The organism is Streptomyces sp. NPDC008121 (assembly GCF_042957155.1).
Classification (GTDB): domain Bacteria; phylum Actinomycetota; class Actinomycetes; order Streptomycetales; family Streptomycetaceae; genus Streptomyces.
This window is the reverse complement of the sequence record NZ_JBIBHT010000005.1, coordinates 105,331-126,206: the sequence shown is the minus strand read 5'-3', so window position 1 is coordinate 126,206 and position 20,876 is coordinate 105,331. Positions and strand designations below refer to the sequence as shown.

At 71.0% G+C, this 20,876-nt stretch carries 20 protein-coding genes; 12 read left to right on the top strand and 8 right to left on the bottom strand.

Going from position 1 to position 20,876, the window contains the following annotated elements; translation table 11 throughout:
* Window positions 1-10: 10 nt before the first annotated feature.
* Genes pgl through tkt form a run of 5 tightly spaced genes read right to left on the bottom strand, consistent with a single transcriptional unit; the run spans window position 11 to window position 6,609 of the window.
* A complete protein-coding gene (gene pgl, locus ACFZBD_RS18180) occupies window positions 11-793 on the bottom strand; it encodes a 6-phosphogluconolactonase (protein ID WP_391140586.1) in 783 nt (260 codons plus the stop codon).
* Complete coding sequence (gene opcA / locus ACFZBD_RS18175) at window positions 790-1,818, bottom strand: glucose-6-phosphate dehydrogenase assembly protein OpcA (RefSeq protein WP_391140585.1); 1,029 nt, start codon at window positions 1,816-1,818, stop codon at window positions 790-792. Before opcA ends, pgl begins: the two co-directional genes overlap by 4 nt.
* Window positions 1,815-3,347 carry a glucose-6-phosphate dehydrogenase gene (gene zwf / locus ACFZBD_RS18170; RefSeq protein ID WP_391140584.1) on the bottom strand — a complete coding sequence of 511 codons (1,533 nt, stop codon included), beginning with the start codon at window positions 3,345-3,347 and terminating at the stop codon, window positions 1,815-1,817. Before zwf ends, opcA begins: the two co-directional genes overlap by 4 nt.
* Before the next feature lie 5 nt (window positions 3,348-3,352).
* Window positions 3,353-4,471, bottom strand: coding sequence for a transaldolase (gene tal / locus ACFZBD_RS18165; protein WP_391140583.1), 1,119 nt, complete (start codon window positions 4,469-4,471; stop codon window positions 3,353-3,355).
* Between the two features lie 35 nt (window positions 4,472-4,506).
* Window positions 4,507-6,609: a transketolase gene (gene tkt, locus ACFZBD_RS18160; protein ID WP_391140582.1), complete on the bottom strand. Its 2,103-nt coding sequence runs from the start codon at window positions 6,607-6,609 to the stop codon at window positions 4,507-4,509.
* Between the two features lie 340 nt (window positions 6,610-6,949).
* Between tkt and ACFZBD_RS18155 the strand changes: the two genes are divergently transcribed.
* From ACFZBD_RS18155 to ACFZBD_RS18145, 3 genes are all read left to right on the top strand, one after another.
* A complete protein-coding gene (locus tag ACFZBD_RS18155; protein ID WP_391140581.1) occupies window positions 6,950-7,897 on the top strand; it encodes a heme o synthase in 948 nt (315 codons plus the stop codon).
* Between the two features lie 103 nt (window positions 7,898-8,000).
* Complete coding sequence (locus ACFZBD_RS18150; protein WP_391140580.1) at window positions 8,001-8,321, top strand: hypothetical protein; 321 nt, start codon at window positions 8,001-8,003, stop codon at window positions 8,319-8,321.
* A gap of 92 nt (window positions 8,322-8,413) precedes the next feature.
* On the top strand, window positions 8,414-9,538 hold the full coding sequence (locus ACFZBD_RS18145; protein WP_391140579.1) for an amidohydrolase: 1,125 nt from the start codon (window positions 8,414-8,416) through the stop codon (window positions 9,536-9,538).
* A gap of 14 nt (window positions 9,539-9,552) precedes the next feature.
* On the opposite strand, the gene ACFZBD_RS18140 is transcribed toward ACFZBD_RS18145, so the two are convergent.
* The 3 genes from ACFZBD_RS18140 to ACFZBD_RS18130 all read right to left on the bottom strand — a co-directional run bounded on the left by ACFZBD_RS18140 (window position 9,553) and on the right by ACFZBD_RS18130 (window position 12,304).
* On the bottom strand, window positions 9,553-10,512 hold the full coding sequence (locus ACFZBD_RS18140; RefSeq protein ID WP_391140578.1) for a COX15/CtaA family protein: 960 nt from the start codon (window positions 10,510-10,512) through the stop codon (window positions 9,553-9,555).
* 83 nt (window positions 10,513-10,595) lie between these two features.
* Window positions 10,596-11,381: an ABC transporter permease gene (locus ACFZBD_RS18135; protein ID WP_391140577.1), complete on the bottom strand. Its 786-nt coding sequence runs from the start codon at window positions 11,379-11,381 to the stop codon at window positions 10,596-10,598.
* Entirely contained in the window at window positions 11,378-12,304 is a 927-nt protein-coding gene (locus ACFZBD_RS18130) for an ATP-binding cassette domain-containing protein (protein ID WP_391140576.1), read from the bottom strand. The genes ACFZBD_RS18135 and ACFZBD_RS18130 overlap by 4 nt, the downstream gene beginning before the upstream one ends.
* A gap of 174 nt (window positions 12,305-12,478) precedes the next feature.
* Between ACFZBD_RS18130 and ACFZBD_RS18125 the strand changes: the two genes are divergently transcribed.
* From ACFZBD_RS18125 to ACFZBD_RS18085, 9 genes are all read left to right on the top strand, one after another.
* Window positions 12,479-14,005: a carboxypeptidase-like regulatory domain-containing protein gene (locus tag ACFZBD_RS18125; RefSeq protein ID WP_391140575.1), complete on the top strand. Its 1,527-nt coding sequence runs from the start codon at window positions 12,479-12,481 to the stop codon at window positions 14,003-14,005.
* 164 nt (window positions 14,006-14,169) lie between these two features.
* Complete coding sequence (locus tag ACFZBD_RS18120; protein ID WP_391140574.1) at window positions 14,170-14,898, top strand: ArsR family transcriptional regulator; 729 nt, start codon at window positions 14,170-14,172, stop codon at window positions 14,896-14,898.
* Complete coding sequence (gene sufB / locus ACFZBD_RS18115; protein ID WP_391140573.1) at window positions 14,895-16,310, top strand: Fe-S cluster assembly protein SufB; 1,416 nt, start codon at window positions 14,895-14,897, stop codon at window positions 16,308-16,310. Before ACFZBD_RS18120 ends, sufB begins: the two co-directional genes overlap by 4 nt.
* Window positions 16,311-16,397: 87 nt before the next feature.
* The gene (gene sufD / locus ACFZBD_RS18110; RefSeq protein ID WP_391140572.1) at window positions 16,398-17,579 is read left to right on the top strand and encodes a Fe-S cluster assembly protein SufD; all 1,182 of its coding nucleotides are present in this window, start codon (window positions 16,398-16,400) and stop codon (window positions 17,577-17,579) included.
* Window positions 17,579-17,896: a bifunctional 3-phenylpropionate/cinnamic acid dioxygenase ferredoxin subunit gene (locus ACFZBD_RS18105; RefSeq protein WP_391140571.1), complete on the top strand. Its 318-nt coding sequence runs from the start codon at window positions 17,579-17,581 to the stop codon at window positions 17,894-17,896. Before sufD ends, ACFZBD_RS18105 begins: the two co-directional genes overlap by 1 nt.
* Window positions 17,897-17,903: 7 nt before the next feature.
* On the top strand, window positions 17,904-18,668 hold the full coding sequence (gene sufC / locus ACFZBD_RS18100) for a Fe-S cluster assembly ATPase SufC (RefSeq protein ID WP_365715232.1): 765 nt from the start codon (window positions 17,904-17,906) through the stop codon (window positions 18,666-18,668).
* On the top strand, window positions 18,665-19,933 hold the full coding sequence (locus ACFZBD_RS18095) for a SufS family cysteine desulfurase (protein ID WP_391140570.1): 1,269 nt from the start codon (window positions 18,665-18,667) through the stop codon (window positions 19,931-19,933). The genes sufC and ACFZBD_RS18095 overlap by 4 nt, the downstream gene beginning before the upstream one ends.
* A 9-nt stretch (window positions 19,934-19,942) precedes the next feature.
* Window positions 19,943-20,404 carry a Fe-S cluster assembly sulfur transfer protein SufU gene (gene sufU, locus ACFZBD_RS18090; protein WP_250768641.1) on the top strand — a complete coding sequence of 154 codons (462 nt, stop codon included), beginning with the start codon at window positions 19,943-19,945 and terminating at the stop codon, window positions 20,402-20,404.
* A complete protein-coding gene (locus ACFZBD_RS18085; RefSeq protein ID WP_383163842.1) occupies window positions 20,401-20,739 on the top strand; it encodes a metal-sulfur cluster assembly factor in 339 nt (112 codons plus the stop codon). The genes sufU and ACFZBD_RS18085 overlap by 4 nt, the downstream gene beginning before the upstream one ends.
* Window positions 20,740-20,876: the final 137 nt, after the last annotated feature.

Genomic DNA, 20,876 nt, shown 5'->3' with positions numbered 1-20,876 from the left:
GCGCCGTCCGTCAGGCCGACGCCGACGGGTACAGATCACGCGGCAGCTCCGAGGCCGCCGCGGCGTCGAGCAGCCAGAGCGTCCGCGACCGGCCGTACGCCCCGGCCGCCGGCGCCTGGATCTCGCCGGCGCCCGACAGCGCCATCGCCGCCGCCTTCGCCTTGTCCTCGCCCGCCGCCAGCAGCCAGACCTCGCGCGCCGCCCGGATCGCCGGAAGGGTCAGCGAGACCCGGGTCGGCGGCGGCTTCGGCGCGCCGTGCACCCCGACCACCGTCCGCTCGGTCTCGCGGACCGCCGGAAGCTCCGGGAAGAGCGAGGCCACATGGGTGTCGGGCCCGACGCCCAGCATCAGCACGTCGAACGACGGCACCGCGGCATGGTCCTCGGGACCGGCCGCGGCGGCCAGTTCGGTGGCGTAGGCGGCGGCCGCCGCCTCCACGTCGTCACCGTACGGACCGTCCGAGGCCGGCATGGCGTGCACCCGCGCCGGGTCCAGCGGCACGCTGTCGAGCAGCGCCGCACGGGCCTGGGTGACGTTCCGCTCCGGGTCGCCCTCGGGCAGGAACCGCTCGTCGCCCCACCACAGGTCGAGCCGCGACCAGTCGACCGCGTCCCGGGCCGGAGCCGCGCCGAGCGCCGCGAGGAGCCCGTTGCCGTTGCGGCCCCCGGTGAGGACCACGGACGCCGAGCCGCGCGCGGCCTGGGCGTCCACGATCCGCGTGATCAGCCGGGCCGCGGCCGCCTGGGCCATCAGCTCCTTGTCGCGGTGGACGACGAGCTGCGGAACCCTCACTTGGACGCCGCCTTCCTCGCCGCGGGCTTCTTCGCCGACGAGGGAGCGGGGTCGGTGGCCGCCGCCGCTTCGGCCGGCTCGGGAGCCGTCGGGGCGACGTTCTCCTCCAGCCGGTGGACGCCGTACCGCAGCGCCGAGGCGTAGGTGTCGTCCGGGTCGAGCCGCCGCAGCTCCTCCGCGATCAGCTCCGCCGTCTCACGGCGCTTCAGCGCCACGGCACGGTCCGGCTGCCCCTCGATGGAGAGCGTCGCCAGCGAGCCGTCCGGCCGGTCGAGGACGATCGGCCCGCAGGTGGACTCCATCCGGACGGAGGTGAGCCCGGGACCGGACGACTTGGCCCGCCGTACCGGCACCTTCAGCCGGTCCGCCAGCCACATGGCGAGCAGTTCGACGCTCGGGTTGAACTCCTCGCCCTCCACCTCGGCCGAGGTGACCTCGCACACGACCTGGTCGAGCGCGGCGGCCAGCATCGAACGCCAGGGGGTGATCCGGGTCCACGACAGGTCCGTGTCCCCCGGGGTGTACCGCTCCGCGCGGCCGGTCAGCTCGCGGATCGGCTGCTCGCACGCGTAGGTGTCCGTCACCCGCCGCTGGGCGAGCGCGCCCAGCGGGTCGTTCGCCGGGTCGGCCGGGGCGTTGACCGGCCACCAGACGACCACGGGGGCGTCGGGCAGCAGCAGCGGAAGGACCACCGACTGGGCGTGGTCGACGACCTCGCCGTACAGCCGCAGGACGACCGTCTCGCCGGTGCTGGCGTCGGCGCCGAGGCGGACCTCGGCGTCGAGCCGCGCCTTCGCCCGGTCACGCGGCGAACGCGAGACCCGCTTGATGACCACCAGCGTCCGCGAGGGGTGCTCGCGGGACGCGTCGTTGGCGGCCTTCAGGGCGTCGTAGGCGTTCTCCTCGTCGGTGACGATGACGAGGGTGAGCACCATGCCGACGGCCGGCGTGCCGATGGCCCGCCGTCCGAGCACCAGCGCCTTGTTGATCTTGCTGGACGTGGTGTCCGTCAGGTCCGTCTTCATGGCCTGCGCCAGCTCCGTCCGTCTCGTGCGAGCATGTCGTCCGCCTCGACCGGACCCCAGGTCCCGGACTGGTACTGCGCGGGCTTGCCGTGCTTGTCCCAGTACTGCTCGATCGGGTCGAGGATCTTCCAGGACAGCTCGACCTCCTCGACCCGCGGGAAGAGGTTCGAGTCGCCGAGCAGCACGTCAAGGAGGAGCCGCTCGTACGCCTCGGGGCTGGACTCCGTGAAGGACTCGCCGTAGGCGAAGTCCATCGACACGTCCCGGACCTCCATCGAGGTGCCGGGCACCTTGGAGCCGAAGCGCATCGTCACGCCCTCGTCCGGCTGCACCCGGATGACCAGGGCGTTCTGGCCCAGCTCCTCCGTCGCGGTGGAGTCGAAGGGGGAGTGCGGGGCGCGCTGGAAGACGACCGCGATCTCGGTGACGCGGCGGCCGAGCCGCTTGCCGGTACGGAGGTAGAAGGGGACGCCCGCCCAGCGGCGGTTGTCGATCTCCAGCTTGACCGCGGCGAAGGTGTCGGTCTTCGACTTGGGGTCGATCCCGTCCTCCTGCAGATAGCCGACGGCCTTGGCGCCGCCCTGCCATCCGGCGGCGTACTGGCCGCGCACGGTCGAGGCGCCCAGGTCCTTGGGCAGCTTGACCGCGCCGAGCACCTTGGTCTTCTCGGCCGCGAGCGCGTCCGCGTCGAAGGAGGCGGGCTCCTCCATCGCGGTCAGCGCGAGCAGCTGGAGGAGGTGGTTCTGGATGACGTCCCGGGCGGCGCCGATGCCGTCGTAGTAGCCGGCCCGGCCGCCGATGCCGATGTCCTCGGCCATGGTGATCTGCACGTGGTCGACGTACGACCGGTTCCAGATCGGCTCGAAGAGGGTGTTGGCGAAGCGGAGCGCCAGGATGTTCTGGACGGTCTCCTTGCCGAGGTAGTGGTCGATCCGGAAGACCTCGTTGGGCGGGAAGACCTCGTGGACGACCTCGTTCAGCTCCTTGGCGGAGGCGAGGTCGTGGCCGAAGGGCTTCTCGATGACCGCGCGGCGCCAGGAGCCGTTCTTCTGGTCGGCCAGGCCGTGCTTCTTCAGCTGCTGGACGACCTTGGGGAAGAACTTCGGCGGCACGGAGAGGTAGAAGGCGAAGTTGCCGCCGGTGCCCTGCGCCTTGTCCAGCTCCTCGATGGTGGACTTCAGCTGCTCGAAGGCGTCGTCGTCGTCGAAGTCTCCCTGGACGAAGCGCATCCCCTGGATCAGCTGCTGCCACACCTCCTCGCGGAACGGGGTGCGGGCGTGCTGCTCGACGGCGTCGTGGACCTCCTGTGCGAAGTCCTCGTCCTGCCACTCGCGGCGGGCGAAGCCGATGAGCGCGAAGCCCGGCGGCAGCAGGCCGCGGTTGGCCAGGTCATAGACGGCGGGCATCAGCTTTTTCCGGGACAAATCGCCCGTGACGCCGAAGATCACCAGACCCGACGGCCCCGCGATGCGCGGGAGCCGTCGGTCTGCGGCGTCACGGAGCGGGTTGGCTCCGTGGACAGCGCTCAAGGTGGTTACGCCTCCGAAGGTGCGAGGCGCTGGAGCTCCGCCTCGGTCGACTTGAGCAGGTCGTTCCAGGCCGCCTCGAACTTCTCGACGCCCTCGTCCTCCAGCAGCTGCACGACGTCGTCGTACGAGATGCCGAGCTTCGCGACGGCGTCCAGCTCGGCGCGCGCCTGCTGGTAGGTGCCCCGCACGGTGTCACCGGAGACCTCGCCGTGGTCGGCGGTCGCCTCCAGGGTCGCCTCGGGCATGGTGTTGACGGTGCCGGGGGCGACCAGGTCCACCACGTACAGGGTGTCCTTGTACGCCGGGTCCTTCACGCCGGTCGACGCCCACAGCGGACGCTGCTTGTTGCCCTGCGCCTTGTCCAGCGCCGCCCAGCGCTCAGATGAGAAGACCTCTTCGTACGCCTCGTACGCGAGACGGGCGTTCGCGAGGGCCGCCTTGCCCTTCAGAGCCTTGGCCTCGTCCGTGCCGACCGAGTCCAGGCGCTTGTCGATCTCCGTGTCCACGCGGGACACGAAGAAGGACGCCACCGAGTGGATCTTGGACAGGTCCAGGCCGCGCTCCTTGGCCTTCTCCAGACCGGCCAGGTAGGCGTCCATGACCTTGCGGTAGCGCTCCAGCGAGAAGATCAGCGTCACGTTGACGCTGATGCCGAGGCCGATGACCTCGGTGATCGCCGGCAGACCCGCCTCGGTGGCCGGGATCTTGATGAGCGTGTTGGGCCGGTCGACCAGCCAGGCCAGCTGCTTGGCCTCGGCGACGGTGGCCGTCGTGTTGTGGGCCAGCCGCGGGTCCACCTCGATGGAGACCCGGCCGTCCTGGCCGTCGGTCGCGTCGAAGACCGGACGCAGGATGTCGGCGGCGTCACGCACGTCCGCCGTCGTGATCATGCGGATGGCCTCTTCGACGGTGACCCGGCGCGCGGCGAGGTCGGTCAGCTGCTGGTCGTAGCCGTGACCCTCCGAGATGGCCTTCTGGAAGATCGACGGGTTGGTGGTGACACCGACCACGTGCTGCTGGTCGATCAGCTCGGCCAGGTTGCCGGACGTGATCCGCTGACGCGAGAGGTCGTCCAGCCAGATCGCGACGCCTTCGTCGGAGAGGCGCTTGAGAGCGTCTGTCATGAGAGTTGCATCTCCATTAGTCGTACGTATGGGCGTCAGCGCGAGGCGGCGGCGAGAGATTCCCGCGCCGCGGCGGCGACGGCCTCGGGGGTGAACCCGAACTCGCGGAAGAGGACCTTGGCGTCCGCCGACGCACCGAAGTGCTCCAGCGAGACGATCCGGCCTGCGTCACCGACGTACTTGTGCCAGGTGAGACCGATGCCGGCCTCGACGGCCACCCGGGCCCTGACCGACGGCGGCAGAACGGCGTCCTTGTACCCCTGGTCCTGCTCCTCGAACCACTCCACCGAGGGCATCGAGACCACTCGGGTCGGCACGCCCTCGGCCTGGAGCTGCTCGCGGGCCTCGACGGCCAGGTGCACCTCGGAGCCGGTGGCGATCAGCACGACCTGCGGCTCTGTGTTCTGCCCGGAGGGCCCTTCGGCCTCGAAGAGCACGTACCCGCCCTTGGCGGTGTCCTCGTTCGGCGCGTACGTCGGCACGCCTTGGCGGGTCAGCGCCAGACCGTGCGGGGCGCCCTTGCCGAACTCGCGGGTGTGCCGCTTGACGATCTCCCGCCAGGCGATCGCGGTCTCGTTGGCGTCCGCCGGGCGCACGACGTTCAGACCCGGGATGGCGCGCAGCGAGGCCAGGTGCTCCACCGGCTGGTGCGTCGGGCCGTCCTCGCCCAGACCGATCGAGTCATGCGTCCACACGTACGTCACCGGCAGGTGCATCAGCGCGGACAGGCGCACGGCGTTGCGCATGTAGTCGGAGAACACCAGGAAGGTGCCGCCGTAGATCCGCGTGTTGCCGTGCAGCGCGATGCCGTTCATCTCCGCGGCCATGGAGTGCTCGCGGATGCCGAAGTGGATCGTGCGGCCGTACGGGTCGGCCTCCGGCAGCGGGTTGCCCTCGGGCAGGAACGAGGAGGTCTTGTCGATCGTGGTGTTGTTCGAACCCGCGAGGTCGGCCGAGCCGCCCCACAGCTCCGGGATCACCGCGCCGAGCGCCTGCAGGACCTTGCCGGAGGCGGCACGGGTGGCCACGCCCTTGCCGGCCTCGAACACCGGGAGCTTCGACTCCCAGCCCTCGGGCAGCTCGTTGGCCTGCATCCGGTCGAACAGGGCGGCCCGCTCGGGGTTGGCCGTACGCCACTCGGCGAGCGACTTCTCCCAGGCGCCCCGGGCCTCGCGGCCGCGGTCGCCGAGCGCGCGCGTGTGGCCGATGACGGCGTCGGAGACCTCGAAGCTCTGCTGCGGGTCGAAGCCGAGGACGCGCTTGGTGGCCGCGACCTCCTCGTCGCCCAGCGCCGAGCCGTGCGCGGCCTCGGTGTTCTGCGCGTTCGGGGCCGGCCAGGCGATGATCGAGCGCATCGCGATGAACGACGGGCGCTCGGTCTCGGCCTCGGCGGCCTTGATGGCGGCGTAGAGGCCGGCCGGGTCCAGGTCGCCGTCGGCCTTCGGCTCGACGCGCTGGACGTGCCAGCCGTAGGCCTCGTACCGCTTCATCGTGTCCTCGGACACGGCCGTCTCGGTGTCGCCCTCGATCGAGATGTGGTTGTCGTCCCACAGCAGGATCAGATTGCCGAGCTTCTGGTGACCGGCCATCGAGGACGCCTCGGCGGAGATGCCCTCCTGGAGGCAGCCGTCACCCGCGACGACGTACACGTGGTGGTCGAAGGGGGAGGTGCCGGGGGCCGCCTCCGGGTCGAACAGGCCGCGCTCGTAGCGGGCGGCCATCGCCATGCCCACGGCGTTGGCGACACCCTGGCCCAGCGGGCCGGTCGTCGTCTCCACGCCCCGGGTGTGGCCGTACTCCGGGTGGCCCGGAGTCTTCGAGCCCCAGGTGCGGAACGCCTTCAGGTCGTCCAGCTCGAGACCGAAACCGCCCAGGTACAGCTGGGTGTAGAGGGTCAGGGACGAGTGCCCGGCGGACAGCACGAACCGGTCGCGGCCCACCCACTCCGGGTCCGCCGGATCGTGGCGCATCACCCGCTGGAAGAGCGTGTACGCGACGGGGGCCAGGCTCATGGCCGTACCAGGATGGCCGTTGCCGACCTTCTGTACGGCGTCCGCGGCCAGGATGCGGGCGGTGTCCACGGCCCGCTGGTCCAATTCGGTCCACTCGAGGTCTGTGGTGGTCGGCTTAGTGCTCACCCTGAGTCAGGGCTCCTCTCCACATGTCTGCATAAGCCGGTGACTGAGGGTGTACCGGCGTTGTCGAGCCTACCCCCGACACAACGTCCATCTTTTCGAGTGCATGTCCCTCAAATGAGCGGACACTTCAAGACTGAGGGCGACTCTGTCACTTCGCCTCCCGAGGGACGTCCGATCCGTGGGACGCAGCGCCGGAACGCCCCGGAACGAGCCCCCTCAACACGAGCCCACCCCGGAGAAGATCGGCGTATGGGCAACGTCTAGAGTGGCGTGGTACGCGCAAGTCTTCACCCCGTCTTCACTGGGGAGCTTGCTGGGAAATTCTCTGTCAGGGGTGTGCGTGACGGCCGTCGAGTCCCGACCCGCAGGGGTCGTCTTGACTCCCAGCCCGGGGGGCCATCGGCCGTTCGGGGCCCGCGTCAAGGCGTTCGTGGCGCTGACCAAGCCGCGGATCATCGAGCTGCTGCTCATCACCACCGTCCCGGTGATGTTCCTCGCCGAGCAGGGCGTGCCCGACCTGTGGCTGGTGCTCGCCACCTGCTTCGGCGGCTATCTGTCGGCGGGCGGCGCCAACGCGCTGAACATGTACATCGACCGCGACATCGACGCGCTGATGGACCGCACCTCGCAGCGCCCGCTGGTCACCGGCATGGTCTCGCCGCGCGAGGGCCTGGTCTTCGGCCTCACCCTCGCCGTCGTCTCCACCCTCTGGTTCGGCCTCCTGGTCAACTGGCTCTCCGCCGCCCTCTCGCTCGGCGCGCTCCTCTTCTACGTCGTCGTCTACACGATGATCCTCAAGCGCCGCACCGCGCAGAACATCGTCTGGGGCGGCATCGCCGGCTGTCTGCCGGTGCTCATCGGCTGGTCGGCCGTCACCGACTCGATGTCCTGGGCCGCGGTCATCCTCTTCCTCGTCATCTTCTTCTGGACGCCGCCGCACTACTGGCCGCTGTCGATGAAGGTGAAGGACGACTACGCCCGCGCGGGCGTGCCGATGCTGCCGGTCCTCGCGTCCAACAAGGTCGTCGCCAGGCAGATCGTCGCCTACAGCTGGGTCATGGTCGCCGTCTCGCTGCTGCTGACGCCGCTCGGCTACACCGGCTGGTTCTACACGTCGGTGGCGCTGCTCACCGGTGGCTGGTGGCTCTGGGAGGCGCACGGTCTCCTGAACCGCGCCAAGTCGGGCGCGACCGGCGCGAAGCTCAAGGAGATGCGCCTCTTCCACTGGTCGATCACCTATGTCTCGCTGCTCTTCGTGGCGGTCGCGGTGGACCCCTTCCTGCGGTAGCGGAACCGGAACCTCCAGGCTCGTGCGGACGGCCGGGGCGCGTGGGACACCCCACACGCCCCGGCCGTCGCCACTGGATCTACCCCTCGGTAGCATCCTGCACATGGCAGACACCAAGCAGGCAGAGCGCAAGGCGGCCAAGCTCGCCAAGCAGATCCGGGCGTTCTCCGAGAAGCACGGCGGCGCCGAGGGGCAGCTGGCCTACATCGGCCAGACCGGCACCCGGATCGTCCTCGTCGGCGAGGACGGCGGCTGGGGGGACCTCGTGGCGCCCTCGTACCCCGTCGCCCAGCAGGCCGCCGAGAAGGCCGGACTGACCCTCCACGACGAGTTCGACGGCGAGTTCGCCGCCAAGGTCGTGACCGGCCCCTACGAGTGGACCCGGATGGCGGGCATCCAGATCGGCGGCCCGTCCAACAGGTGAGCGGCTTCGCTCACCTGTCACGGAGGCAACAACCTCGCGCGGGGCTCACCCGTTAGGACGTGTGGAAGCACGTCCACACAGGGAGCCCCCGCATGATCGAGACTCCGAGCCTGGTGGACCAGCACTGCCACGGCGTGCTCCGCACGGAGCTCGGCCTCGGCACCTTCGAGGCCCAGCTGGGCACCGCCGCGCCCGGCACCACCTTCTTCGACACCCAGACCGGCTTCGCGGTACGCCGCTGGTGCCCGCCCCTGCTCGGCCTGGAGCCCCACTGCACGCCGGCCCGCTATCTGGCCCGCCGCCGCGAACTGGGTGTCCTGGAGACCGGCCGGCGGCTGCTGCGCGCCTCCGGCATCACCACCTATCTGGTGGACACCGGGCGGCCGGCGGATCTGACGGGGCCCGCCGAGATCGCCGCCGCGGGCGACGCCGACGCCCATGAGGTCGTCCGGCTGGAGCCGCTGGCCGAACAGGTCGCCGACACCTCCGGGACCGTCGACGCGCTCCTCGCCAACCTCGCGGAGGCGGTGCACGGCGCCGCGGCGACCGCCGTCGCCTTCAGCTCGGCCGACGCTGTCCGCGGGGGGCTCGCGCACGTCCCCGACCCGCCCGGGCCCGGCGAGGTGCGCGGGGCGGCGGGCCGCTGGCTGGCCCGGCGCGGGGCCGGGGGCCGGCTGACCGACCCGGTGCTGCTGCGCCATCTGCTCTGGATCGCCATCGGCGCCGGACGCCCGCTCCAGCTGCACGTGGGGGGCGAGGACCCGGCAGGACTCGCCGGCTTCGCGACCGCCACCAGCGGCCTCGGCGCCGACCTGGTGCTGCTGGACGGCTATCCGTACCACCGTCAGGCGGCGCGGCTCAGCCGGGCCTTCCCGCACGTGTACGCCGACCTCGGGCCGGTCGTCACCCGGACCGGGGCGCGGGCGGCCGCCGTCCTCGCCGAACTCCTGGAGCTGGCGCCCTTCGGCAAGCTCCTCTTCTCCAGCGGCGCGCGGGCCCTGCCCGAACTCCACGTGGTCGCCGCGAGCGTCTTCCGGGCGGCGCTCGCGCGCGTGCTCGGCGAGTGGGTCGGCGACGGCTCCTGGTCCCGTACGGACGCGCAGCGGGTCGCCACGATGATCGCGGCGGGCAACGCGCGGCGCGTCTACCGCCTGGACGCGGTGCCGGCCGTGCGGCCGGGCCCCGGCGCCGGGCTCTCGCGCCTCGCCCTGCGGTGAACGGCGAGCCGGGCTTACACGGCGGTGAGTGCCGCGTCGGTCCTGGCCGGGGTCTCCGGGCCGGTCAGCGGGCGCTCGCGCAGGCTCAGGGCCAGGCGCAGGACCGCGATCCACATCAGCGCGGAGCCGAGCATGTGCGCGCCGACCAGGACCTCGGGGACGCCGGTGAAGTACTGGAGATAGCCGATCCCGCCCTGGGCGAGCAGCACGATCAGCAGGGCGCGGGCGCGCGCACGGATGTCGTCGGGGGCGTCGACCACCCGCAGCACCAGCCACATCGCGAGGGCGAGGGCGCAGACCAGCCAGGCGCCGATGGCGTGCAGATGGGCGGCGGCGGTCCAGTCCCACGGCATGCGCGGGACGTCACTGCTGTCACCCGCGTGCTTGCCCGAGCCCGTGACGCCCGTGCCGAGCACGATGAGGAGGACCGAGGTCGCGATGATCGCCCAGGAGAGCTTGCGCACCGGGCCGGGGACGCGCGGCCGGGGCGGCGTGTCGCCCTCGCCGGTGCGGTGCCAGGTGATCACGGCGACGGTCAGGAGCGCGTTGGCGGCGATGAAGTGACCGGCGACGGTCCACGGGTTGAGCCCCATCCACACGGTGATGCCGCCCAGGACCGCGTTGCTCGCGACGATCCAGAACTGCGCCCACCCGAGCCGGGTCAGCCCGCGCCGCCACGGCTTGGTGGACCGCGCGGCGATGATGGCCCAGCCGACGGCGGCCGACAGGACGTACGTCAGCATGCGGTTGCCGAACTCGATCACCCCGCGGTAGCCCTGCTCGGGCGTCACGATGAGGCTGTCGTCGGTGCACTTGGGCCACGTGTCGCAGCCGAGGCCGGAGCCGGTCAGCCGGACGGCGCCGCCCGTGACGATGATGAGGACGCTCATCACGACGGCGGAGAGCGCGGCGCGCCGGAGGGTCCGGGGGGACGGGGTCCAGCGCCTGGCGATGTGGGCGAGGGGGGTCAACACGGGCCCTATCGTAGACGGGGCTTGTGCACGCGTTCACGAGGGGTGCGTTACGGGTGAAGTCACCCCGGAACGTCACCCTCCGGCTACTCCCAGCGGAAAAACCTCGCCGCCGCGCCGAGCCCGAGGACCGCCCACACGGTGAGCGTCAGCGCCTGTCCCCACGGCATCGGGGCGCCGCCCTGGAGCACGTCCCGCAGGCCGTCGGAGAGCGCCGAGATCGGCAGCAGCTCCAGGACCGAGCGGGCCGCGTCGGGGAACTTCTCCAGCGGCACGATCACCCCGCCGCCCACCAGCAGCAGCAGGAAGACCAGGTTGGCCGCGGCCAGGGTCGCCTCCGCCTTCAGCGTTCCGGCCATCAGCAGGCCGAGACCCGAGAAGGCGGCCGTGCCGAGGAGGAGCAGCAGGGCCACGGCGAGGGGGTTGCCCTGAGGGGACCAGCCGAGGCCCAGTGCGATCGCCGTCAGGAGCGCGATCTGGAGGATCTCGGTGAGCAGCACCGAGAGCGTCTTGGCGGTCATCAGCGCCCAGCGGGGGAGCGGGGAGGCCCCGAGCCGCTTGAGCACGCCGTACCGGCGCTCGAAGCCGGTCGCGATCGCCTGGCCGGTGAAGGCGGTGGACATCACGGCCAGCGCCAGGACGCCCGGCGCGAGGAAGTCGACGGCCTCGGTGGCGCCCGTGTCGACGATGTCGACCGTGGAGAAGAGCACCAGCAGCAGCGAGGGGATGATCACCGTCAGCAGCAGCTGCTCGCCGTTGCGCAGCAGCATCCGGGTCTCCAGCGCCGTCTGCGCCGCGATCATCCGGCCGACCGGGGCCGCGCCGGGCCTCGGCGTGAAGGTGCCCGTGCCCGTGTCCTTACCGGTGCTCATCCGCGCAGCTCCTTGCCGGTCAGTTCGAGGAAGACGTCCTCGAGCGTGTGGCGCTCCACCGAGATGCCCTCCGGCATGACGCCGTGCCGGGCGCACCAGGTGGTGACGGTGGCGAGCAGTTGGGGGCCCACCTCGCCGCTGATCCGGTACGTCCCCGGGACCGGCTCGGCGGCGGCCGAGCCGTCGGGCAGGGCCTTGAGCAGCGAGCCGAGGTCCAGGCCCGGGCGGCCGGTGAAGCGCAGGGTGTTCTCGGCGCCGCCCCGGCACAGCTCCTCGGGGCTGCCCTGGGCCGCGACCTTGCCGGCGTCGATGATGGCGACGTCGTCGGCGAGGGTCTCGGCCTCGTTCATGAAGTGGGTGGTCAGGACGACCGTGGCGCCGTCGGCGCGCAGCTCGCGCACCAGCTCCCAGGTGGCGTGGCGGGCCTGGGGGTCGAGTCCGGCGGTCGGCTCGTCGAGGAAGACCAGCTCGGGGCGGCCGACGACGGCCAGGGCGAGCGCGAGGCGCTGCTGCTGGCCGCCGGAGAGCCGGCGGTAGGTGGTCCGGCCGCAGGAGCCGAGCCCGAGGCGCTCGATCAGGGCGTCCACGTCCAGGGGGTGGGCGTGCAGCCTGGCCATGTGGCGGAGCATCTCGTCGGCGCGGGCGCCGGAGTAGACGCCGCCCGACTGGAGCATCACGCCGATCCGGGGGCGGAGCGCGGCCGCGTCGGCGACCGGGTCGAGGCCGAGCACGCGGACGGTGCCGGCGTCGGGCCTGCGGTAGCCCTCGCAGCTCTCGACGGTGGTGGTCTTCCCGGCCCCGTTCGGGCCCAGGACGGCGGTCACGGTGCCCGCCCGGACGTCGAGGTCGAGGCCGTCGACGGCGGTCTTGTTCCCGTACCGCTTGACCAGGCCCCGGACCTGGACGACGGACTCGTTCTTCATGCCCGGAAGTCTAGAGAGCCGTCCGGTCGCTCCGGTCGGCGGGGAGAACCGGCCGCCGCGGCGGCGCGGGAATGGCCGAAAACATGGGGCGAAAGCCGTGCCGTCGAGCACGCTCCTCCTTCACGATCAGGTGTTCGTGCGAACAGATGTCGCACCTTTCGTGAAGGAGAGTCCGTGCGTCTGGCCCGATCGCACCGCCGTGACCGGTGGCGAACCCTCGCCGCGCTCACCACCGCCGCCCTCGTGCTCCCCCTGGCGCTGGCCGCCGCCCCCGCGCAGGCCGACACCGCCACGATCGACCTGACCGGTCTCGTGACCGGCGCCACCGGCGCCGAGGCGGGCGCCGTCGTCACCGCCTCCCCGTCCGGCGCCACCGCGACCACCGGCGCCGACGGCCGCTACACCCTGCGCCTTCCGGCCGCCGGAGCATATGAGCTAGCTGTCGCCCCCGCGCACCGCTGCGCCTCTCCCGCGACCGTCGCGGTCGAGGTCGGCGCGACCGGCGGCGCCGAGGACGTCGCGCTGGCGCCCCGTACCGACACCTTCGGCACCGCCTGCTCGGTCACGACCGCCGCCGAGTTCCCGGCCGGGACCGAACGGCTCCGCCTCACCGACCGCGCCTCCGGCACGGCGTCCTTCGCGCTGCCGTTCCCCGTGCCCTTCTACGGCCGCGCGTACCGCTCGCTGACCGCCTCCGTCGACGGCACGCTCTCCTTCGCACCGCCCGGAGGAGGGTCGGCCGACGGCACGCTCCACGCCTTCGGGGACGACCTCGCCGTCGACGGCCGGTCGGGCGTCTACTGGGCCGCCACCGGCACCGCCCCGCACCGGCGGATCGTCGTCGAATGGCGGAACGTGCGGATCGCCGGCCCGTCACACGGCGAGCGGATCTCCTTCGCCGCCGTGATCGGCGAGGACGGCACCGCCGCCCTGCACTACCGGGACCTCTCCGGGACCGGACGGGAGAACGGCTCGTCCGCCACGATCGGCGCCGAGAGCCACACCGGGGAGGGCGCCCTGATCTACTCGCGGGACGAGGGCACCCTGCGCGACGGGACGGTGATCGCCCTCCGCCAGACGAGGACCGCCGTGATCCTCGGCCGGGTCACCGACGCCAACGACCTGCTCCCGGTCGCCGGCGCCCGGGTCGCGGCCCTCAGCGGGGGCGTGGGGCCGTCCGGCTCCACCGGCGCCGACGGGGCCTATCTGTTCCAGGTGCCGGCGTCCTGGCAGGACTACGACGTCGTCCTCGACGCGCCGTCCTACGGGGGCGACCGGATCCCGGTCACCGCCGTGCCCGGCAGCGTCCGTCTGGTCGACGGCGAGCTGGGCACCGGCCGCGTCACCGCCGACACGCGGTCCCTGACGGTCGAGGCCCCGGCGGACTCGCGACGCGCCCGGACGCTCACCCTGATCAACGAGGGCGGCATCCCCACGGCGTACACGGCGGCCGAGAAGGACGGGCAGGGCTGGCTCACCGTCTCCCCGGCCTCCGGCGGCCTGGAAGGTGCCGGACAGGAGCCCTACGACCGGGCGGCCGTCACGGTCACCGTCGACACGACCGGCGCCGCCCCCGGCACCGTGCTGCGAGGCACCGTGCGGGTCCGTTCGGAGAGCGGGCGCCGGCCCGTGATCGACATCCCGGTGAAGGTGATCGTGCGAGGTCACGGGGGCACCGAAGGGGCCGCCCAGGGCCGCTGAGGCCGCAGCGAACGACGGTGGCCGCGCCCTCCCGGGGCGCGGCCGCCGGCCCTTCTGGAGATCATTTTCGCAGGTCAGGTAAGCCTTACCTGCGTGATGCACGGCACCGTCCCCTTGATCCGCGTCGCTTGTCACTCGCGAAGGAATTACGCAACAATGGCGTTGTGAAAAACGTCGGAGAGGCTCCCCTGGAGGAACTCGCGACCGGTGAGCGATCGACTCGCAACCGGATCGCGCGGTCCATCCTGGACCACGGGCCCTCGACGGTCGCCGACCTCGCGCAGCGCCTGCGCCTCACCCAGGCGGCCGTGCGCCGCCATCTCGACTCGCTCGTCGCCGAGAACGTCGTCGAGGCCCGCGAGAAGCGCGTCTACGGGGCCCGCACCCGCGGCCGCCCCGCGAAGGTCTTCGCGCTGACCGACTGCGGCCGGGACGCCTTCGACCAGTCGTACGACGCGCTGGCCGTGGACGCCCTACGGTGGATCGAGAAGAACGCCGGGGGCGAGGCGGCCGTGGCCGCCTTCGCCCGCGACCGGCTGGAGGCCCAGGCGGAGACGTACCGCGAGGCCGTCGAGTCGGCGGAGCCGGCGCAGCGCACCGAGGCTCTGGCCAAGGCGCTGAGCGCCGACGGGTACGCTGCCACTGCGCGGAACGCGCCGGTCGGCGAGCAGCTCTGCCAGCACCACTGCCCGGTCGCCCACGTCGCCGAGCAGTACCCCCAGCTGTGCGAGGCGGAGACGGAGATCTTCTCCCGCCTCTTGGGAACGCACGTCCAGCGCCTGGCCACCATCGCCCACGGCGACGGCGTCTGCACCACGTTCATCCCGCACAGCACCCCACAGACCACCCCATCATCAGCATCCGCAAGTACGGCCGGGAGGAACCCCGCATGACCACCGAGATCAGCCACCCCGAGCTCGAGGGCCTGGGTCGGTACGAGTACGGCTGGGCCGACTCGGACGCGGCCGGTGCCACCGCCAAGCGCGGTCTCTCCGAGGCCGTCGTCCGCGACATCTCCGAGAAGAAGAACGAGCCGGAGTGGATGCTGAAGCTGCGGCTGAAGGGTCTGCGCCTCTTCGACAAGAAGCCCATGCCGAGCTGGGGCTCCGACCTGTCGGGCATCGACTTCGACAACATCAAGTACTTCGTGCGCTCCACCGAGAAGCAGGCCGCTTCCTGGGAGGAACTGCCCGAGGACATCAAGAACACGTACGACAAGCTCGGCATCCCGGAGGCGGAGAAGCAGCGCCTCGTCGCCGGTGTCGCGGCCCAGTACGAGTCCGAGGTCGTCTACCACCAGATCCGTGAGGACCTGGAGGAGCAGGGCGTCATCTTCGTCGACACCGACACCGCGCTGAAGGAGCACGAGGAGCTCTTCCGCGAGTACTTCGGCACGGTCATCCCGGTCGGCGACAACAAGTTCGCCTCGCTGAACACGGCCGTGTGGTCCGGCGGATCGTTCATCTACGTGCCGAAGGGCGTGCAGGTCGAGATCCCGCTCCAGGCCTACTTCCGTATCAACACGGAGAACATGGGTCAGTTCGAGCGGACGCTGATCATCGTCGACGAGGACGCCTACGTCCACTACGTCGAGGGCTGCACCGCCCCGATCTACTCCTCCGACTCGCTGCACTCCGCGGTCGTCGAGATCATCGTGAAGAAGGGCGGCCGCTGCCGCTACACGACGATCCAGAACTGGTCGAACAACGTCTACAACCTGGTCACCAAGCGCGCCGTGGCCTACGAGGGCGCGACCATGGAGTGGGTCGACGGCAACATCGGCTCCAAGGTCACCATGAAGTACCCGGCCGTCTACCTGATGGGCGAGCACGCCAAGGGCGAGACCCTCTCCATCGCCTTCGCGGGCGAGGGCCAGCACCAGGACGCCGGCGCCAAGATGGTCCACATGGCACCGAACACCTCCTCCAACATCGTCTCCAAGTCGGTGGCGCGAGGCGGCGGCCGCACCTCCTACCGCGGTCTCATCGAGATCGGCGAAGGCGCCCCCGGCTCCAAGTCGAACGTCCTGTGCGACGCGCTGCTCGTCGACACGATCTCCCGCTCGGACACGTACCCCTACGTGGACGTCCGCGAGGACGACGTCTCCATGGGCCACGAGGCCACCGTCTCCAAGGTCTCCGAGGACCAGCTCTTCTACCTGATGAGCCGCGGCATGACCGAGTTCGAGGCCATGGCGATGATCGTGCGCGGCTTCGTCGAGCCGATCGCCAAGGAGCTCCCCATGGAGTACGCGCTCGAGCTGAACCGGCTGATCGAGCTGCAGATGGAAGGGTCCGTCGGCTGACGCGTCGACGCCCCGCCACCAGCTAGCGGCCCGCCCCACACGGGCGGGCCGAGGATCGAAACGTAGGAAGAGAGCAAGACGACAGCCATGGCTGAGGCTCAGAACATCCCGGCGGGCTCCACCACCGCCGGCTCGATCGCGGTGGCCGCCGAGTCCACCGTCGCCACGCGCATGAGCGCGCCCCCGTCCTTCGACGTCGCGGACTTCCCCGTCCCGCACGGGCGCGAGGAGGAGTGGCGCTTCACCCCGCTGGAGCGCCTGCGCGGTCTGCACGACGGCACCGCCGTCGCCACCGGCGAGGGCGTCAAGGTCGAGATCGAGGCCCCCGAGGGCGTCACCGTGGAGACCGTCGGCCGCGACGACGCGCGGCTCGGCAAGGCGGGCATGCCCGTCGACCGGGTCGCCGCCCAGGCGTACTCCTCCTTCGAGAAGGCCTCGGTCGTCTCGGTCGCCAAGGAGACCGTCCTCACCGAGCCCATCCGGATCGCCGTGCACGGCCAGGGCGGCGTCGCCTTCGGCCACCAGGTGATCGAGCTCGGCGCGTTCGCCGAGGCCGTCGTGGTCATCGACCACAGCGGCGACGCGGTGCTCGCCGCCAACGTCGACTACCTCCTCGGCGACGGCGCCAAGCTCACCGTGGTCTCCGTCCAGGACTGGGACGAGAAGGCCGTCCACGTCGCCCAGCACAACGCCCTGGTCGGCCGCGACGCGAGCTTCAAGTCGGTCATCGTCACCTTCGGCGGCGACGTGGTCCGCCTCCACCCGCGCGTCGCGTACGCCGGCACCGGCGGCGAGGCCGAGCTGTTCGGCCTCTACTTCACCGACGCCGGCCAGCACCAGGAGCACCGCCTCCTCGTCGACCACAACACCCCGCACTGCACCTCCAACGTGGCCTACAAGGGCGCGCTGCAGGGCCAGGACGCGCACGCCGTCTGGATCGGTGACGTCCTCATCCAGGCCAAGGCCGAGGGCACCGACACCTACGAGCTCAACCGGAACCTGGTCCTCACGGACGGCGCCCGGGTCGACTCCGTGCCGAACCTGGAGATCGAGACCGGCGAGATCGCCGGCGCCGGTCACGCCTCGGCCACCGGCCGCTTCGACGACGAGCAGCTCTTCTACCTGATGTCCCGCGGTATCCCGGAGATCGAGGCCCGTCGCCTCGTCGTCCGCGGCTTCTTCGCGGAGCTGGTCCAGCAGATCGGTCTGCCGGACGTCCAGGAGCGCCTCCTCGCCAAGATCGAGGCCGAGCTGGAGGCATCCGTCTGATGCCCTTCGTCCGAGTCTGCGCGCTGAGCGAGCTGGAGAGCGACACCCCCAAGCGGGTCGAGGTCGACGGCACGCCGGTGTCGGTCGTGCAGACCGAGGGCGAGGTGTTCGCGATCAACGACATCTGCTCGCACGCGAACGTCTCCCTCTCGGAGGGCGAGGTCGAGGACTGCGCCATCGAGTGCTGGCTGCACGGCTCCAGCTTCGACCTCCGCACCGGCAAGCCGTCCGGCCTTCCCGCGACGCGCCCCGTCCCCGTATACCCCGTAAAGATCGAAGGGGACGATGTGCTCGTCTCCGTCACCCAGGAGTCCTGAGTCACCCATGGCAACGCTTGAAATCCACGACCTGCACGTCTCCGTCGAGGCCGAGAACGGCCCCCGGGAGATCCTCAAGGGTGTCGACCTGACCATCAAGCAGGGCGAGACCCACGCCGTCATGGGCCCCAACGGCTCCGGCAAGTCGACCCTGGCGTACTCGCTCGCCGGCCACCCGAAGTACACGGTCACCGGCGGCACCGTCACCCTCGACGGCGAGGACGTCCTGGAGATGTCGGTCGACGAGCGCGCCCGCGCCGGCGTCTTCCTGGCCATGCAGTACCCGGTCGAGGTCCCCGGTGTCTCGGTCTCCAACTTCCTGCGCACCTCCGCCACCGCCATCCGCGGCGAGGCCCCCAAGCTGCGTACCTGGGTGAAGGAGGTCAAGTCCGCCATGGAGCAGCTCCAGATGGACCCGGCCTTCGCCGAGCGCAACGTCAACGAGGGCTTCTCCGGCGGTGAGAAGAAGCGCCACGAGATCCTCCAGCTGGAGCTCCTCAAGCCGAAGATCGCGATCCTCGACGAGACCGACTCCGGCCTCGACGTCGACGCCCTGCGCGTCGTCTCCGAGGGCGTCAACCGCGTCCGCGAGAGCGGCGAGGTCGGCACGCTGCTGATCACGCACTACACGCGGATCCTCCGCTACATCAAGCCCGACTTCGTGCACGTCTTCGCGAACGGCCGCATCGCCGAGTCCGGTGGCGCCGAGCTGGCCGACCAGCTGGAGAACGAGGGCTACGACAAGTACGTGAAGGGTGGCGCATCCGCGTGACTTCTGCCCATCAGGGGCTCTCCGGCCTCCTCGACACCGAGGCGATCCGCAAGGACTTCCCGCTCCTGGATCGCGTGGTCCACGACGGCAAGAAGATCGTGTACCTGGACTCCGCGGCGACCTCGCAGAAGCCGCGCCAGGTGCTCGACGCGCTCAACACCTACTACGAGCGCCACAACGCCAATGTCCACCGCGGCGTCTACACGGTCGCCGAGGAGGCGACGGCGCTGTACGAAGGCGCCCGTGACAAGGTCGCGGCGTTCATCAACGCGCCGAGCCGCGACGAGGTGATCTTCACCAAGAACGCCTCCGAGTCGCTCAACCTCGTGGCCAACATGCTGGGCTGGGCCGACGAGCCCTACCGCGTGGACCACGAGACCGAGATCGCCATCACGGAGATGGAGCACCACTCCAACATCGTGCCGTGGCAGCTGCTCTCGCAGCGCACGGGCGCGAAGCTGAAGTGGTTCGGCCTCACCGACGACGGGCGCCTCGACCTGTCGAACATCGAAGAGGTCATCACAGAGAAGACCAAGATCGTCTCGTTCACGCTGGTCTCGAACCTGCTGGGCACGGTCAACCCGGTGGAGACGATCATCCGGCGTGCGCAGGAGGTCGGTGCGCTGGTCTGCATCGACGCCTCGCAGGCCGCCCCGCACATGGTGCTCGACGTGCAGGCGCTGCAGGCCGACTTCGTGGCCTTCACCGGCCACAAGATGGTCGGCCCGACCGGCATCGGCGTGCTGTGGGGACGGCAGGAGCTCCTGGAGGACCTGCCTCCGTTCCTCGGCGGCGGCGAGATGATCGAGACCGTGTCGATGCACTCCTCGACGTACGCGCCGGCCCCGCACAAGTTCGAGGCGGGTACGCCCCCGATCGCCCAGGCCGTCGGCCTCGGCGCGGCCGTGGACTACCTCTCGGCGATCGGCATGGAGAACATCGCGCGCCATGAGCACGCGATCACGGAGTACGCCGTCCGTCGCCTCCTGGAGGTGCCGGACCTGCGGATCATCGGCCCCACCACGGCCGAGGACCGCGGCGCGGCGATCTCGTTCACGCTCGGGGACATCCACCCGCACGACGTGGGCCAGGTCCTGGACGAACAGGGCATCGCGGTCCGGGTCGGCCACCACTGCGCGCGGCCGGTCTGCCTGCGGTACGGAATTCCTGCGACCACGCGGGCGTCGTTCTATCTGTACTCCACCCCCGCCGAGGTCGACGCCTTGGTCGAGGGTCTGGAGCACGTACGGAACTTCTTCGGCTAGGGGATTCTCGTGAAGCTGGATTCGATGTACCAGGACGTCATCCTGGACCACTACAAGCACCCGCACGGGCGCGGTCTTCGGGACGGCGATGCCGAGGTGCACCACGTCAACCCGACGTGCGGCGACGAGATCACGCTCCGGGTGAAGTACGACGGGTCGCGGATCGAGGACGTGTCGTACGAAGGCCAGGGCTGTTCGATCAGCCAGGCCTCGGCCTCCGTGCTCAACGAACTGCTCGTCGGCAAGGAGCTGGCCGAGGCGCAGCGGATCCAGGGCACCTTCCTGGAACTGATGCAGTCCAAGGGCCAGATCGAGCCGGACGACGCGATGGAGGAGATCCTGGAGGACGCGGTCGCGTTCGCCGGGGTCTCCAAGTACCCCGCCCGGGTCAAGTGCGCGCTGCTCAGCTGGATGGCGTGGAAGGACGCGACCGCCCAGGCACTGGGCGACGCGGAGAGGAAGTCGGCATGACCGAGAACGCCGAGGCCACGATGAAGCCGGCCTCCGAGGAAGAGATCCGCGAGGCACTGTACGACGTCGTCGACCCCGAGCTGGGCATCGACGTGGTCAACCTCGGCCTGATCTACGGCATCCACGTGGACGACTCCAACGTCGTCACGCTGGACATGACCCTGACGTCGGCGGCGTGTCCGCTGACCGATGTGATCGAGGACCAGGCGAAGGCCGCCACCGACGGCATCGCCAGCGAACTCAAGATCAACTGGGTCTGGATGCCGCCGTGGGGCCCCGACAAGATCACGGACGACGGCCGGGAGCAGCTGCGCGCGCTCGGCTTCAACGTCTGACGCTTCCGCCGGACATCCGGTGAACGGCCGTGGGGGGCCCCCGCCCGGGGGGGCCCGGCCCGGTCCCCGACCCCGCCCGGGGGGGGGGCCCGCCGGGGGGGGCCCCCCCCCCCCCCCCCCCCCCCCCCCCCCCGAGA